This window comes from Streptomyces sp. NBC_01296 (assembly GCF_035984415.1).
Lineage (GTDB): Bacteria > Actinomycetota > Actinomycetes > Streptomycetales > Streptomycetaceae > Streptomyces.
The window spans coordinates 7,877,066-7,890,879 of the sequence record NZ_CP130720.1; the positions used below are offsets into that span (position 1 = coordinate 7,877,066).

Genomic DNA, 13,814 nt, shown 5'->3' on the forward strand with positions numbered 1-13,814 from the left:
GCAGGAGGGACGTCGCCTAAGCCCATTCCAGCACCGCGCACGCACCTCCGCACATCCGGAAGGTCACCCGTTGAACGAGCCGATCGGTCACCCGGTCAGTTGGTAGATGCTCTTGCCGGTCAGCCACAGGCCGAGCACCAGGCAGATGACGACGATCGCCTGCTGCGTGTGGCCCTCCAGCCAGCCGCGCAGGCGCATCAACCGGTCGTGCGCGACCTCGGGTGCGAACACGATGTACAGCTCGGCGGCCAGCAGGCTGGCGGTCGCGAGGAAACAGAAGCCGAACAGGGCCAGGTAGGTGGACGTGTGCGAAGTGTTCGCTTCGAGCACGGTCGTCGCGCCCGCCGCGACCAAGCCCCACGGCTGGACGAGCACGGCCAGGCCCGCGGCCGCCCAGACAGAGCTCGAGTCCGTGCGGGAGGCTGCGCCTTCGGAGGATCCGCCTTGCACGTCGCGGCCGAGCGGGGTGGTGGAGCCGGTCGGGGCGGTGCCCGCCTTCATGAGGAGGTGGCGATGGAGCCCGTAGAACACCAGCCCGAGTCCGATGACCAGTTTGGCCGCCACCCCCGCGATGCCGGGCGGGGAGCGCGGCGCCGGGGGCTGGCCGTCCGTCACGGTGAGTACGATCGCGATCACCGCGACGAGGCAGGCGAGCCAGGCCAGGATGAAGGCGAGGCCCTTCCACACGCCCCTGGCGGACGACACCACGAGCACGAACGCCATGATGGGCAGCGGATCGACGGTGATGGCCAGCGCGATGAGCAAGAGGTCGAGGACCATGGCGCCCCAATCGTGTGACGAGGCACGACACTACGCACGGGTCCGGGCCCCGACACCTTTTCGCGGCCATTCGGCGGACGGGCGAAGCGCGGTCGGCCGGAGCCGTTCGAGATGCCGCTCCCGGCCGTGTCCTTCAACCTGGACGCACACGAAGGAGACCGCAATGACGACGACTTGTCCACCGGCCCTCGCGTCGGCATCGAGCCGTCCGTCTCCCGCTGCGCCGACTGCCTCCCCGGTGTGCTGATGACCTCCGGCAGGAGCAAGCGCGCCGTCCTGCGCTCCGAGTGGTGGCGAACCCGCTCGCGGCGGACGGCGGCCAAGGCCCGACGGCTCCAGCGCCGGGCCGAGACCCGGTTTCCGGTGATCACCCACATCGCGGAGCGCATGGTGTCGGTGAACATCTTCGACTCCGCGACACGGCTCGCCGCGCAGTGCTTCCTGACCGCCGTCCCCCTGGTCTTCGTCGTCGCGTCGGTCGCCCCGCAGGCCGTGCGGGAGCAGATGGCCGCATCGATCCGTGCGGTGTTCGGGCTCAACGGCGAGTCGAGCGACCAGCTGTCCGCGATCTTCCGCAGCTCCGACGCGGAGCTCCAGAACGCGGTGGGGGTGGTGGGCTCCCTGATGGTGCTGCTGTCCGCGACCGCCGTGAGCCGCGCCATGCAGCGGCTGTGCAAGCGGGCGTGGGAGATTCCACGCACCGGGGCGCGGATCGCGGTCTGGCGCTGGCTCGCGTGGATCGCCGCCTGGATAGGTCTGCTGGTCGTGCAGGAACCGGTGCGCAGCGGGTTCGGCGTCGGGCTCTGGCTGGGTGTCCCCCTCACGTTCGTCTTCCAGACGCTGGTGTGGTGGTGGACCCAGCACCTCCTGCTGGGCCGCCTCGTCGGCTGGATGCCCCTGCTGCCGGGCGCTCTGATCACTGCCGGCGCGATGACCGCCCTGTCGGTCACCGCCGGTTTCTACATGCCGCGCGCCCTCAACCGGGCGCTGAGCGAGTACGGTTCGGCCGGCTCGATCTTCGTCCTGCTGTCGTGGCTGATCGTGCTGTGCGTGGCCATCGCCGGCGGTATCACCATCGGCGCCGTCCTGGCGCAGGAGCCGTACCTCGCCCGGCGGCTGGACAGTCCGCCGCCGAGCCGGCAGCGGGCGGAGCAGGGCTGAGCTCCGGCGATCCGGGGCCGCGTGGCGCCGTACGGCAGCGCCGTGCAAGGGGTGCCATGCTGGGCAGCAGGGGCCCGAGCGGCCTGGAGGTCCACAGCGATGGCAAAGCGTGCAGCAAAGACGGAGGACGGTGTGCGCCGGCTGTCCGCCGCGGAGCGGGCCGAACGCGGCCGCGCTGCCCGGAGCAGGGCGCCCCGCACCGGGCACGGGGAATTCGAGCCGTCCGCGCAGCGGCAGGATCCCGTGGACATCCTCGAAGGGCAGTCGGCCGGCCGGGTGCCGGAGCTGGTGCCGATCCGCTACGGGCGGATGTCGGAGTCGCCGTTCCGCTTCTACCGGGGCGCCGCCGCCGTCATGGCCGCCGACTTGGCCCCTACCCCGGACTCGGGCCTTCGGGTCCAACTGTGCGGAGATGCCCACATGCTGAACTACGGGCTACTCGGCTCACCGGAGCGGAATCTGCTGTTCGACGTCAACGATTTCGACGAGACGCTGCCCGGACCGTGGGAGTGGGACGTCAAGCGGCTGGCCGTGAGCCTGGCCATCGCCGGGCGGGAGAACGGGTTCACCGATATCGAGCGCGCTGAGATCGTCCAGTCCGCAGGCAGGTCCTACCGCGAGCAGATGCGTCGCTACGCCGCCATGCGCCACCTCGACGTCTGGTACGCGAGGGTCGACGCGGAGCAGCTCCAGACGCTGGGGGCGACCGAACTGCGCTCGCGCGGCCGCAAGCAGCTGGCCGAGACACTGGCCAAGGCGCGCGGGCGCGACAGCCTGCAGGCGGCCGGGAAACTCACCGAGGTGGTCGCCGGGGAGCGCCGGTTCAGGTCGACACCGCCCCTGGTCACGCCGCTCACGGAGCTGCTGCCGGACAATGAGCGCAGCACGCTGGAGGAGCAGATCCGCGACATGGTCGAGCAGTACGGCCAGACCCTTCCGTCGGACCGGCAGCACCTGCTGCGGCAGTTCACCGTCGTCGACATGGCGCGCAAGGTGGTGGGCGTCGGCAGTGTGGGCACCCGGTGCTGGATCATTCTGCTCCTGGGCAGGGACGGCGACGACCCGTTGATCCTCCAGGCCAAGGAGGCCGGCGAGTCGGTCCTCGCCCCTTACGTCGGTGCCGGCGAGTACTCCATGCAGGGCGAGCGGGTGGTGGCCGGGCAGCGCCTGATGCAGGCAGCCAGTGACATCTTCCTGGGCTGGCACCGGGCGAAGGGCATCGACGGCCGCGAGCGGGACTTCTACGTACGGCAGTTGCGGGACTGGAAGGGGAGCATCGAGCCGGAGCTGATGGCGCCGCGCGGCATGCGGGCGTTCGGCGACGTGTGCAGCGCCACCCTGGCCCGGGCACACGCCCGGTCCGGGGACCGGATCGCCATCGCCGCCTACCTGGGCAGCGGCGACGTCTTCGACCGGGCGCTGGTGCGGTTCGCGGAAACCTATGCCGACCTGAACGAGCGCGACCACCGGGCCCTGGTGGACGCGGTGGCCTCGGGCCGGGTGGCGGCGGAGTCGGCGTGACCGGCGGCGGGCACCCCGAGCGCCCCGCCTCTCTGCCAGTCGGCTGACCTGCCCGGCGAGGCGACACGTCGCCCTCCGTGACCGTGGGAGGCTCCGGTCATGACAGCCAAGGCACCCACGGCCGGGAAAGCGAAAGACGCGAGACTCATCCTGCTGACACTGGCGGCCGGGCAGTTCCTGATGGCCCTCGACAGCTCGGTCATGAACGTCTCGATCGCGACGGTGGCCGAAGACATCGGCACCACGGTGGCCGGCATGCAGGGCGCGATCACGGCCTACACCCTGGTCATGGCGATGTTCATGATCAGCGGTGGCAAGGTCGGCGCGCTCATCGGCCGCAGACGGGCGTTCACGATCGGCTGTGTCATCTACGGGTGCGGATCCTTCACCACGTCGATCGCCCCGAACCTGGCGATCCTCATGCTCGGCTGGTCGTTCCTGGAAGGCGTGGGGGCGGCACTGATCCTGCCGGCGATCGTGGCGCTGGTTGCCTCGAACTTCGCTGTGGAGCGGCGGCCGGCCGCCTACGGCCTGGTCGCGGCGGCGGCGGCGATCGCCATCGGGCTCGGGCCGCTCATCGGCGGTGTGGCGACCACGTTCTTCTCCTGGCGCTGGGTGTTCGCCGGGGAGGTCGTGGTCGTGCTGGTCATCCTGGTGCTCGCCCGCCGGGCAGCCGACGCGCCGCCCGAGCACAAACCGCGCATCGACCTTGTGGGCGCGGTCCTGTCCGCCGTGGGCATCGGGCTGTTCGTCTACGGTCTGCTGCGCACGAGTGAATGGGGCTGGTTCCTGCCCAAGGCCGGTGCACCGTCCTGGTTCGCCCTCTCACCCGTCGTCTGGTTGATGCTGGGCGGGCTTCTCCTCGTCTGGTTCTTCTTCCGCTGGGAGGCACGCCTCGTCGCACGGGGTACCGAGCCGCTCGTGGATCCGGAGTTCCTGCACAACCGGCAGCTCACCGGCGGCCTGACGATGTTCCTCTTCCAGTACCTCGTACAGATGGGCGTGTTCTTCGTCGTCCCGCTCTACCTGTCCGTCGCGCTGGGCCTGTCCGCCATCAAGACGGGCGTGCTGATCCTGCCGCTCTCCATCTCGCTGCTCGCCTCCGCGATCGGGATTCCCAAATTCCGTCCGGACGCCTCACCGCGGCGCGTGGTGAAGCTCGGGCTCTTGGCGATGCTCGCCGGCGCCCTCGTCCTGCTGGCCGCCCTGGACGCCGACTCCGGTGCGGCCGTCGTCATCGTCCCGATGCTGCTGATCGGACTGGGGATGGGGGCGCTGGCCTCCCAGCTCGGGGCGGTCACCGTCTCGGCCGTCCCGGACGAGCAGAGCGCCGAGGTCGGCGGAATCCAGAACACCGTCACGAACCTCGGCGCGTCGATCGGCACCGCCGTTGCCGGGTCGATCCTCATCACCGTACTGACCTCGTCGTTCCTCACGACCATCGAGCAGAACCCGGCTATCCCGGCCGAGGTCACGAGCCAGGCGAACGTCAAACTCGCGGGCGGTGCTCCCTTCCTGTCGGATGCCCAGCTCACCACCGCCCTCGACGAGGCCGGTGCGAATTCGGCGGTGACCCAGGCCGCACTCGAGGCGAACGCGACCGCGCGGATCGACGGCCTGCGGGCCGCCCTCGCGATCCTCGCCCTGGCCGCGCTGACGGCGCTCTTCTTCACCCAGCGCATTCCTGCGACCCAGCCCGGGGCGGCGCGTCCCGGAGCCCGGTGACCTACGCGGGAGCCGGCGGCTTTCCCCCGGGTGTCGCCGTGCTCTCGGCGTCCTCGGCGATGAAGTCCATCACGGCAAGGGCGAAGAGGAGCACGAGGGCAATGCCCAGGATGACCCAGCCGGTCGGGTGCGGCCACAGGATGAAGGCGAGGACGGCGACAGCCACCAGGATCCAGGTGATCCAGCTGCGGTGGCGACCGACGAACGAGCCGACCGGGCCGGTACGCAGGCCCGCCCGGTCGGCCGCGGCCCGGGTGGCCGCGATACCGGAATGCCACACCTCGCGGACCACCGTGGCGCGGCGTCCCGGCCCCGAGAGCCAGGCGGCGAGCGCGAGCAGTACGCCGAGGACCACGACCGCGCGGACGGTGATGCGCAGGAGGCGGATCATCGCGTCGTAGACGGCACCGGCGGCCGGCTGGGAGACGGTGTCGGGGAGCGCGTTGAGATAGACCGTCCGGAAGACCGTCAGGGCGACGCCCAAAATGAGCGCCGCGGCGGCGAAGCCGAGGGCCGACGCGATCAGGGTGCGGCGCCGGTGGGCGGAGAGCAGGACGCCCACGGCCGCGAGGATGACGGCGAGGATCGGCAGCCACAGGCCGGCGAGCTCGAGCAACCGGAAGCCCGTCTTGACCCGGCCGATGTCGTCCGACCGGAGAACCGTGAAGTCGGTGTGGATCTCGGGGATCTTGCCGGCGACGCTGAGCCCGGCGTCCACGAGCCGGGTCTTCACCTGTTCGATCACCGGAGCGAGATCGAGGGTCACCGAGTCGTTCTTGATCTGGACGGCTCCCTCGTCGTTGCCGGTCAGCGCGCGTACGAGCGAGGTGTGGATCGTACGGTTCGCGCCGGTCCAGATGGTGTCGAAGGCCTTCGACGCGACGACGTCCTGGGCCTTCTCGTGCACGAAGCTGCGGACCGCGCCCTCGAGCCCGTCACCCAGCTTCCCCAGCCCCTTCGCGAGCAGCGGCCGGTCGTCCGGGGCCACGCCCTCGAGCAGGGCGGGCAGGTCGAGGTGTTCCATGACCGCGCCCGTGACCCGGTTCGCGACGGCCGCCTGTACGTCGGGGTCGGAGGCGAGCGGGGCCACGGTGGCGACGTAGCGGTCGGTGTCGCCCACGATGTCCGCCGTCCAGGCGGCGACGATGCCCAGCGGGGCCAGGACGCAGCCGATGACGATCAGCACCGCTGACAGGAACGCGCGCACCCGGTGGTGGGGCGGCGGGCGTCTCGCGGCCTCGCTCTCCAGCGTGGCAACCCGGGCCCGCAGTGCGGCGAGTTCGCTCTGACTTTCGTCGTCCGGCATGACAGCCCTCCTAGGGGTCGTACCCCAGACAATCCCGGCCCGCTCGATCCGGCGAGTGGAGGCGACCCGTCCGGGTGAGACCCGCCGATGCGACCCGTGGCCCGCGGTGCGGCCCGGCGAGCACGGCGGTTGCGCCGTGCGGTGCGGCGCGGGGCAAGCCGTACGGGACCGCTCGACATGCGGAACGCAGTGTGCGAGCCAATACTGCTGATCGCGGGCATCGGGCCCGCCCGAAGGAGGCATCCGTGGACGACTACCCGGCACTCAGCATCTTCTGGTCCATGCTGTGGTTCTTCCTGTGGATCATGTGGCTGTTCCTGCTGTTCAAGATCATCACGGACATCTTCCGCGACCATGAGATGAGCGGCTGGGCCAAGGCGGGCTGGCTGATCTTCGTCATCCTGCTGCCCTTCCTCGGCGTGCTGGTCTACGTCATCGCCCGCGGCAAGAGCATGACCCAGCGGGACGTCAAGCAGGCCAAGGACAACGAGGCCGCCTTCCAGGACTACATCCGCCAGACGGCGGGCAGCGCTCCGGCCGGCGGCGGATCGGGCGGCGCGGACGAGCTGGCCAAGCTCGCCGAGCTGAAGGCCAAGGGCGCGCTCACCGAGGAGGAGTTCCAGCAGGCCAAGTCGAAGCTGCTGGCCTGACGGCGCAGGGTCGACAGCCGGTACGGCCCGCACGTACGCGCTCTCGCACGGACCCGGGGCCGACCGTGAGGGGGCCGGCCCCGAGGATGGCCCCGGCACCGACCTGCGGCACCCGAGTGTGCGCGCGACCCGGTCTCATCGGCGGGGGAGCGGCAGCGTCGCCTGGTGGTGCGGGCTGCGGTCCTCCATGCCGTACCGGGCGCTCAGTTTCGAGATCAGCAGGCAGTACGCGGGTGCGCACACCAGCTCGAGGACGAGCGCCTGCCACGGGGCGTCTGCGGCGGTTCCGGAATCGGCCAGCTGCCCCAGCGCGAGCGCAATGCCGTAGGACAGCACGTTGTTCGCCGTGTGGATCGCGATCACGGCCTCCAGCCCGCCCGTACGGATGACGAGCCAGCCCCACCACACCGCGGAGTAGAAGAGCAGCGCGAACCCGGACCATGCACCGAACCCGTGGGCGAGGGCGAAGAGCAGCGAGGCGACGACGATCCCCGGCCAGGGCGAACGGAGGAACCCTCCGAAGAACTGGGCGAGCCAGCCCCGGAAGACGAACTCCTCGGCCGCGGCCTGGAAGGGAACCAGCACCAGGAACACTGCGCAGCCGAGCAGCAGCGGCAGCCATCCGGGAAATTCTCCCGCGAGGCTCTCCGGGCCGTCCTCGATCCAGCCCCAGAGCAGGAGTACGCCCATCTGAAGCGCCATCAGGGGGAACGCCACGGCAGCGCAGCGGGCGAGCCAACGCCAGCGCAGCCGGCCCAGGACGGACATCACCGTTCCGGCGGGCCGGTGGCCGCAGGCACGGACCGCCAACAGGACGACGGGAATGCCGACCGCCAGGCTCAGGAGCCCCATGGCCTCGTCCGTCAGCGGGTCGGACAGCACCCGGTCACTGCCGTCGGGGGCGAGCTTCAGGCCCAGTCCGTGGCCGATTGCGATGCAGGCCGCGGTGACGGCTATGAGGCCCACCGCCAGGAGGACCGTGACGAGGAGAACCTCGCCGAGACGCCCGAGTGCGCCCTGCCGCCCGTTCCTCGCCTGCTCGTGATACCGGGAGCCGGCCGGCGCTGCCACGAGGGCAGGGGGCTGGACGTACCCGGGATGGGGCCCGGGCCGACCCTGCGGCGGGGGCCACGGGGCTGCGCCACCGGAAGGGCCGCCGCCGTCCCACGCCTGGGCGTTCGGGTCGGCGGGCCTGAGCCGGCCATCCGGAGGGGGAGTGTCTGACACAGGTACGGCCCGCCTTCTTCCCGTTCGACTGTCTGCGCACCCATTCGATCACGCGTACGCCCCGCAGTCGGCCGACGGCCGACGGCCGCCGGACCCCGATCAGTTGATCCGCTGCCCGGCCTCCGCGCGGACCGACGTCAGCGCCTGACACGTCAGGGTGACGGCCCGGCCGGGCGGCGTGATCTCTTTCGGGGAGACCGCCACGTGTCACGCCGTCATCTTCCTGCGGCTGCCTGCCGGATCCTCGAACCGGCCGTACGTGCCGGAGGCCGCGAAGCCTGCGACGATGAGCCCCGCCACCCTGGCCGCGACGATCCCGATGGCCCTCCCGGTCCGGCTGCCGCTGCGCGGCGGCGGGAGCATGCTCATGCCCCACGGCTACGTCACCGTCTACGCGCATCCCCCTCCGGGTTGCGGGAATTCAGGCCCTACCGGCAGGTATGGGACCGTGTTCCGCCCAGGTTTGATAGGAGTTGGCGTAACCGGTGCGCCAGTACGTCTGAGCGGGAAGGGCACGATCATGCTGGAGTTTCCCAAGCCGCGAGCCCTGCTGTGCTCGTACTGCCAGGCCGGCCCGAAGGACGGGACGGCGCGGACCCTGTCGGCGGAGGCCGGAATGCTGACGGTCACCTGGCACACCGCATCGTGCCCGCACTACGCGGCGGACCGCATCCTCGCCGACAAACGCATCTGACCCGCGGGCTTCTCGGAGGATGCCGGGCGGCAATCGGGCGGGAGGTGTTGCGGGTGCTTACCGGGGATTGGGTGCGGTGGTGCGGGTGGCGTTGCGGATGATGGCTGCGGCCTCGTTCGGGTTGCGGTTCAGCCAGGCCGTGAGGTGTTCGTGGACGACCTCCTGGACGTAGGTCCCCGTCGGGGTGCTGTCCAGCCTGGTTCGGGTCGCGCCTTCGAAGCAGGGGTCGTCGATCTTGACCGACACGACTGCCGTCAGGCCCCTGCCGACGGCATCGCGGGTGAGGCCGTCGTCCGCCCCGGGCAGCAGGTGCTCCTGTCGGGCGTACGCGTTGAACGCCTTCGGCAGCGCGGTCCAGAAGCCCGCCTCGTGGGTGCCGCCCTCATGCGTGCGGATGCTGTTCGCGAAGGAGTGGACGCTCCCGCTGTCGGACGTGTCCCACTGGAGGGCGATCTCGACGGAGATCGCGCTGTCCTCGTCCGCCGCCACGAAGGCGATGACGGTGGGATGGATCGGTTCTCCCTTGCGGGAGTTGAGGTGACTCACGAGGTCCTGGGCGCCTTGCTCACAAGAGTGGCGGACCGTGCGGGTCGTGCTTCGCTCGTCGGTGAGGGAGAGGGCCAGGCCCCTGTTCAGGGAGGCCAACTCCCGGAAGCGGTACGACAGTGTGGCGAAGGAGAAATCCGTGGTCTCGAAGATGCCGGCGTCGGGCCAGAAGGTGATCACGGTGCCGGTTTCGGCCGCCTCCTCGCGCCTGGCCGGCGGGGCGACCGGGACGCCCCTCCCGTACTCCTGCGTCCAGCGCAAGCCATCGCGCCGGACCTCGACCTCGAGGCGGCTCGACAGCGCGTTGACCACGCAGATGCCCACGTCGTGAACGGTGCCGGCGCGGAACTCGGTCAGTACGGCCTCGATACCCGGATCCGTCGGGATGCCCCGGCCGTTGTCGACGACGCGCACGCCGCCGTCGGGCGTGATCGTGACGTCGATGGTGTCGCCGTGGCCGGCCAGAGCCTCCGCCACCGCGTGGCCGACGAGCTCGAAGACCAAGCGGTGCAGACCGCGCTCGCCGACCGAGCCGATGAACATGCCCGGCCGCTTGCGTACGGCTGCAAGGCCTTCCAGTACCTGGATGTGACTGGCGTCGTACGACGTCTCGCTCATGAAGGATCCTCCCTGGACGATCTTGCGCGGGGACATGTCCCATTCTAGGGAAGAACGGGTGAAAGCCCAGGTCAGATGGGGTGTACGGAAGGCCTGGAGCGGCGTCTGCGCGGCTCCCGTGCGGTGGCTGGATCCGGGGGGTCGAGGGCGGGCCCCGCGTGTCGCCGCGATCCCGCGCAAGGCCCTCACGAGGGCGAAATCAGCTGCGCCCAGGGGGGTTTCTCCGGCGATTCCCGACGCGGAATGCCGCTCACAGCGTCGTGATGAGTCCGCCGTCGATGGTGTGGTCGGAGCCCGTGGTGTTGCCGGACCTGTCCGAGGCCAGCAGCAGGACGAGATCGGCGACCTCCTCGGGGCGGGTGAAGCGCCCCGTGACGCTCTGGGCGGCGGCGCCCGCGACGATGTCGGCCGGTGTGCTCCCCGTACCGCCCGCGACGGTGGCCGCGACGCCCTGCTCCCCGAGCCAGAGGGCCGTCTCGACCGGGCCGGGGCTGATGGTGTTGACGCGTACGCCGTGCGGGCCGACCTCCTTGGACAGCGCCTTCGAGAAATTGGCGAGCGCAGCCTTCGCCGCGGAGTAGTCGATCACCGCCGGGTCGGGCAGGAAGGCGTTGACCGAGCCGACGGTGACGATCGACCCCGCGCCGCGCTCGATGAGGTGCGGGAGAGCGGCCCGGGTGGTGCGGACGGCCGTGAGGAAGTTGATGGTCAGGGCCCAGGCCCAGTCCTCGTCGGTCAGCGACAGGAAGCCGCCCAGCCGCGGACGCACGGCGCCGACGTTGTTGACGAGGATGTCGAGCCCGCCGAACGCCGCGACCGCCTCCCGAACCGCCTGCTCCGGTCCGTCCGGGCTTGTCAGGTCGACCGCGACGGGCCGGACCCGCCCGCCGGCCGCCAGTTCCGTCAACGGGCCGCTCACCGTACGGGCGGCCGCGACCACCCGGGCGCCCTCGCCGGCCAGCGCCCGGGTGACCGCCAGGCCGATGCCCTTGCTCGCTCCGGTGACGACCGCCACCTTGTCCGTGAGATGCAGGTCCACGCAGTGCTCCTCGACGCGGTGCGGACCGGGTCCGGGGCGCCCGGCCCACGAGGACCGAGTCTGCACGAACACCGGTCCGGGGCGGTCCCGACGGGGCCACGGCGTCAGGCAGGTGGCCCTCGCAACCGCGCGTACGGCCGTCAGCCGAGGCGCGTCGGGGAGGAGGCCGCCGGGGCCAGCATGCGCGGGGCGCCCGTGCCGTCCGCCGGGACCGTCCACAGATCGGTGGTGTCCGCCCGGCCCTCGGCGGGCAGGGCGTACGCCAGCGTGCGGTCGTCGAGCCACACGGCCTGGTCGTCCACGCTCCGCTTCTCCGCGAGCGGCGTCTCGCGCAGCGTCCCCAGGTCCAGTACGTGCTCGCGCCACAGCGACGCGCCGCGCGCGACGCGCTTCTTGTACGCGACCCGGGTCTCGTCCGGGGACAGGGAAGGGCACTCGACGTTCTGGGCGAGGGTGGTGACGCTGCGCCGCGAGACCGAGCCCTTCACCAGGTACGTCTGGCCGGCGGTGGCGAGGGTGGCGTAGAAGGTGTCGTCGTCCTTGGAGAAGGTGACGCCCCAGAAGTTCACATCGCCCGAGGTGTACGGCCGGCCGTCCAGTTGGATGGAGAACTTCTCCAGGTCCGGTTCCATCGCCCCGGTACGGGTGTCCACGATCGCGGTGCGCGTGGAGAAGAACGCGGCGCCGTACGACTCACCGGAGACGAACACCGTCCAGGCGGCGAAGTGGCCGCTCGGCGAGACCCGGGCCCGGGACGGGGTGCCCGCGAGCGGGAAGCTGCGCAGCGTGCGCAGGTCGGAGTCGACGATCAGGGCCCGGTTGTCCTGGGCGAGTGCGCCCGGAGTGGAGTTCAGGCACACGCCGGTGCCGCCGGCCGCGTGGAAGCGCCGGCAGGCGAGGCCCGACGCGGTGCGCTCCGCCTGGGGCGATTGCCCCGGGACCGAGACGAGTGCCCCGCGGTGCGGGCCCTGCGCGCCGTTGAGGAAGGCCAGCCGGTCCTGCCGCCCGAGCGTGACCGGGCCCTGGGCGACCGTCGGGTCCCCCTCGTGCGTCTGCTCGGCCCGGGCGGCGGCGCGCAGCACCAGCGCGGCGGCGAGGCCCCCGAGGAGCAGCACGGCCACGGCGAGTACGAGCAGCCGGCGTGAGCGGGTCATCGGGTTCCTCGGGGGTGTCGGGCCGGTTCGGGAGCGGTGTCGGGGGCCGCCGGGCGGAGTACGAAGCCCGCGACGGCCGCGCAGCAGCACAGCCCCGCCGCGGCGCCGGCGAGCGCCGGACCTGCGCCCCAGAGGGTCCAGGCGGCGCCGAACGCGAGCGAGCAGCCGAAGCGGGCCAGCGCCTGGCCGGTGCCGACGAGGGCGATTCCGGTGGCGCGCAGTTTCGCGGGAACGGTCGCGGCGACGGCGGCGGGGAGGACCCCGTCGGTCGCGGCGTAGAACAGGCCGTGCAGTACGAGGACCAGGTAGGGGAGCGCGGGCTGGTGCGGGGCCCACAGCAGCAGCCCGTATCCGGCCAGGAGGAGGGCGTGCCCCGCGAGGAACACGGTGCGACGCCCGATCCGGTCGGCGAGGGCGCCGGCCGGCACGGCCAGCAGCAGGAACACCGCGGCGGTACCCAGGGGGAGCAGCGGGAACCACTGCTCGCGGATGCCGGTGCGGTCCTGGAGCAGCAGGTAGAGGAAGGCGTCGCTGACGGTGGTCAGGCCCAGCAGGGTGGCGCAGAGCGCCAGGGCGCGCAGCCGCGGCAGCCGCAGCAGGGCCACCGCCTCCCGCAGGTTCACCGCGGCGGGCTTCGGGGAGTCCGGCTGCGCGGCCGCGGGCCTCGGGGAGGTGCCGACGTCCGGCCCGGGCGGGCCGAGGCCCGCGCCCGACGGGACGAACAGCATGAGCACCACCACGCCGAGCACGGCGACGCACGCGCTGACGCCGAACACGGCGTCGTACCCGCCGACCGCCGTGTTCAGGATGAAGAAGGCGGCGAGCGGGCCGAGCAGGGCCCCGGTGGTGTCCATGGCGCGGTGGACGCCGAACGCGCGGCCCTGTAACTCGGCCGGTGTGGAAAGGGAGATCAGTGCGTCGCGCGGTGCGGTGCGCAGACCCTTGCCGGTGCGTTCCAGGGCGAGCACCACCCCCACCGGGCCGAGGCTGTGGGCGAGCAGCAGCAGTGGTTTGCACAGGGCGGACAGGCCGTAGCCGATGCCGGCGATCAGCTTGTGGTTGCGGACCCGGTCGGCGAGGTGGCCGCCGGTCAGCTGCACCAGCGCGCTCACTCCGTTGTAGACGCCGTCGAGCGCGCCGAAGCCGAGCGGGCTCAGCCCCAGTCCGGCGACCAGGTACAGGGGCAGCACTGCGGTGACCATCTCGGAGGAGACGTCGGTGATCAGGCTGACCGTGCCCAGCGCGAGGACGGCCGAGGCGACGGCGGGGGCGCGGACGGGCCCGCCGTCCGGTGCGTTCTGCCGTGCGGTCTTCGCGCCGGCGGGCGCGGAGCGGTCCGCGAGGTACATGCTCTCGAGCTCCCGGTGCCGACGGTCTGAGTCACTCGTACGTG

Annotated in this window: 13 protein-coding genes; 5 read left to right on the forward strand and 8 right to left on the reverse strand. The window is 71.6% G+C overall.

The window, feature by feature from the left end; translation table 11 throughout:
* Positions 1 to 87 precede the first annotated feature (87 nt).
* Complete coding sequence (locus OG299_RS35855) at positions 88 to 780, reverse strand: GAP family protein (RefSeq protein WP_327363782.1); 693 nt, start codon at positions 778 to 780, stop codon at positions 88 to 90.
* A 111-nt stretch (positions 781 to 891) separates the two neighbouring features.
* Between OG299_RS35855 and OG299_RS35860 the strand changes: the two genes are divergently transcribed.
* The 3 genes from OG299_RS35860 to OG299_RS35870 all read left to right on the forward strand — a co-directional run bounded on the left by OG299_RS35860 (position 892) and on the right by OG299_RS35870 (position 5,187).
* A complete protein-coding gene (locus OG299_RS35860; protein WP_327363783.1) occupies positions 892 to 1,941 on the forward strand; it encodes a YhjD/YihY/BrkB family envelope integrity protein in 1,050 nt (349 codons plus the stop codon).
* Positions 1,942 to 2,040: 99 nt separating this feature from the next.
* Positions 2,041 to 3,462, forward strand: coding sequence for a DUF2252 domain-containing protein (locus OG299_RS35865; protein WP_327363784.1), 1,422 nt, complete (start codon positions 2,041 to 2,043; stop codon positions 3,460 to 3,462).
* Positions 3,463 to 3,561: 99 nt separating this feature from the next.
* A complete protein-coding gene (locus OG299_RS35870; RefSeq protein WP_327363785.1) occupies positions 3,562 to 5,187 on the forward strand; it encodes an MFS transporter in 1,626 nt (541 codons plus the stop codon).
* Between the two features lies 1 nt (position 5,188).
* Here OG299_RS35870 and OG299_RS35875 read toward each other — a convergent pair whose 3' ends face one another.
* Positions 5,189 to 6,493: a hypothetical protein gene (locus tag OG299_RS35875; protein WP_327363786.1), complete on the reverse strand. Its 1,305-nt coding sequence runs from the start codon at positions 6,491 to 6,493 to the stop codon at positions 5,189 to 5,191.
* A 245-nt stretch (positions 6,494 to 6,738) separates the two neighbouring features.
* On the opposite strand from OG299_RS35875, the gene OG299_RS35880 reads away from it, so the two are divergent.
* Positions 6,739 to 7,143, forward strand: coding sequence for an SHOCT domain-containing protein (locus OG299_RS35880; protein ID WP_327363787.1), 405 nt, complete (start codon positions 6,739 to 6,741; stop codon positions 7,141 to 7,143).
* A 135-nt stretch (positions 7,144 to 7,278) separates the two neighbouring features.
* Here the strand turns inward: OG299_RS35880 and OG299_RS35885 are convergent, their stop codons facing one another.
* Positions 7,279 to 8,214: a CPBP family intramembrane glutamic endopeptidase gene (locus tag OG299_RS35885; protein ID WP_327363788.1), complete on the reverse strand. Its 936-nt coding sequence runs from the start codon at positions 8,212 to 8,214 to the stop codon at positions 7,279 to 7,281.
* 363 nt (positions 8,215 to 8,577) lie between these two features.
* Positions 8,578 to 8,739: a hypothetical protein gene (locus OG299_RS35890; protein WP_327363789.1), complete on the reverse strand. Its 162-nt coding sequence runs from the start codon at positions 8,737 to 8,739 to the stop codon at positions 8,578 to 8,580.
* Between the two features lie 151 nt (positions 8,740 to 8,890).
* Here OG299_RS35890 and OG299_RS35895 point away from each other — a divergent pair, with 151 nt between their 5' ends.
* Positions 8,891 to 9,064, forward strand: a complete 174-nt coding sequence (locus OG299_RS35895) for a hypothetical protein (protein WP_266632489.1) — start codon at positions 8,891 to 8,893, stop codon at positions 9,062 to 9,064.
* A 57-nt stretch (positions 9,065 to 9,121) separates the two neighbouring features.
* Here the strand turns inward: OG299_RS35895 and OG299_RS35900 are convergent, their stop codons facing one another.
* The 4 genes from OG299_RS35900 to OG299_RS35915 form a co-directional block, all read right to left on the reverse strand.
* The gene (locus OG299_RS35900; RefSeq protein WP_327363790.1) at positions 9,122 to 10,228 is read right to left on the reverse strand and encodes an ATP-binding protein; all 1,107 of its coding nucleotides are present in this window, start codon (positions 10,226 to 10,228) and stop codon (positions 9,122 to 9,124) included.
* A gap of 250 nt (positions 10,229 to 10,478) precedes the next feature.
* Positions 10,479 to 11,267 carry an SDR family NAD(P)-dependent oxidoreductase gene (locus OG299_RS35905; protein ID WP_266632493.1) on the reverse strand — a complete coding sequence of 263 codons (789 nt, stop codon included), beginning with the start codon at positions 11,265 to 11,267 and terminating at the stop codon, positions 10,479 to 10,481.
* A gap of 140 nt (positions 11,268 to 11,407) precedes the next feature.
* Positions 11,408 to 12,421, reverse strand: coding sequence for a TolB-like translocation protein (locus OG299_RS35910; protein ID WP_327363791.1), 1,014 nt, complete (start codon positions 12,419 to 12,421; stop codon positions 11,408 to 11,410).
* Positions 12,418 to 13,770 (reverse strand): MFS transporter, encoded by a 1,353-nt coding sequence (locus OG299_RS35915; protein ID WP_266632497.1) that lies wholly within the window; start codon positions 13,768 to 13,770, stop codon positions 12,418 to 12,420. Before OG299_RS35915 ends, OG299_RS35910 begins: the two co-directional genes overlap by 4 nt.
* Between the last annotated feature and the right edge of the window lie 44 nt (positions 13,771 to 13,814).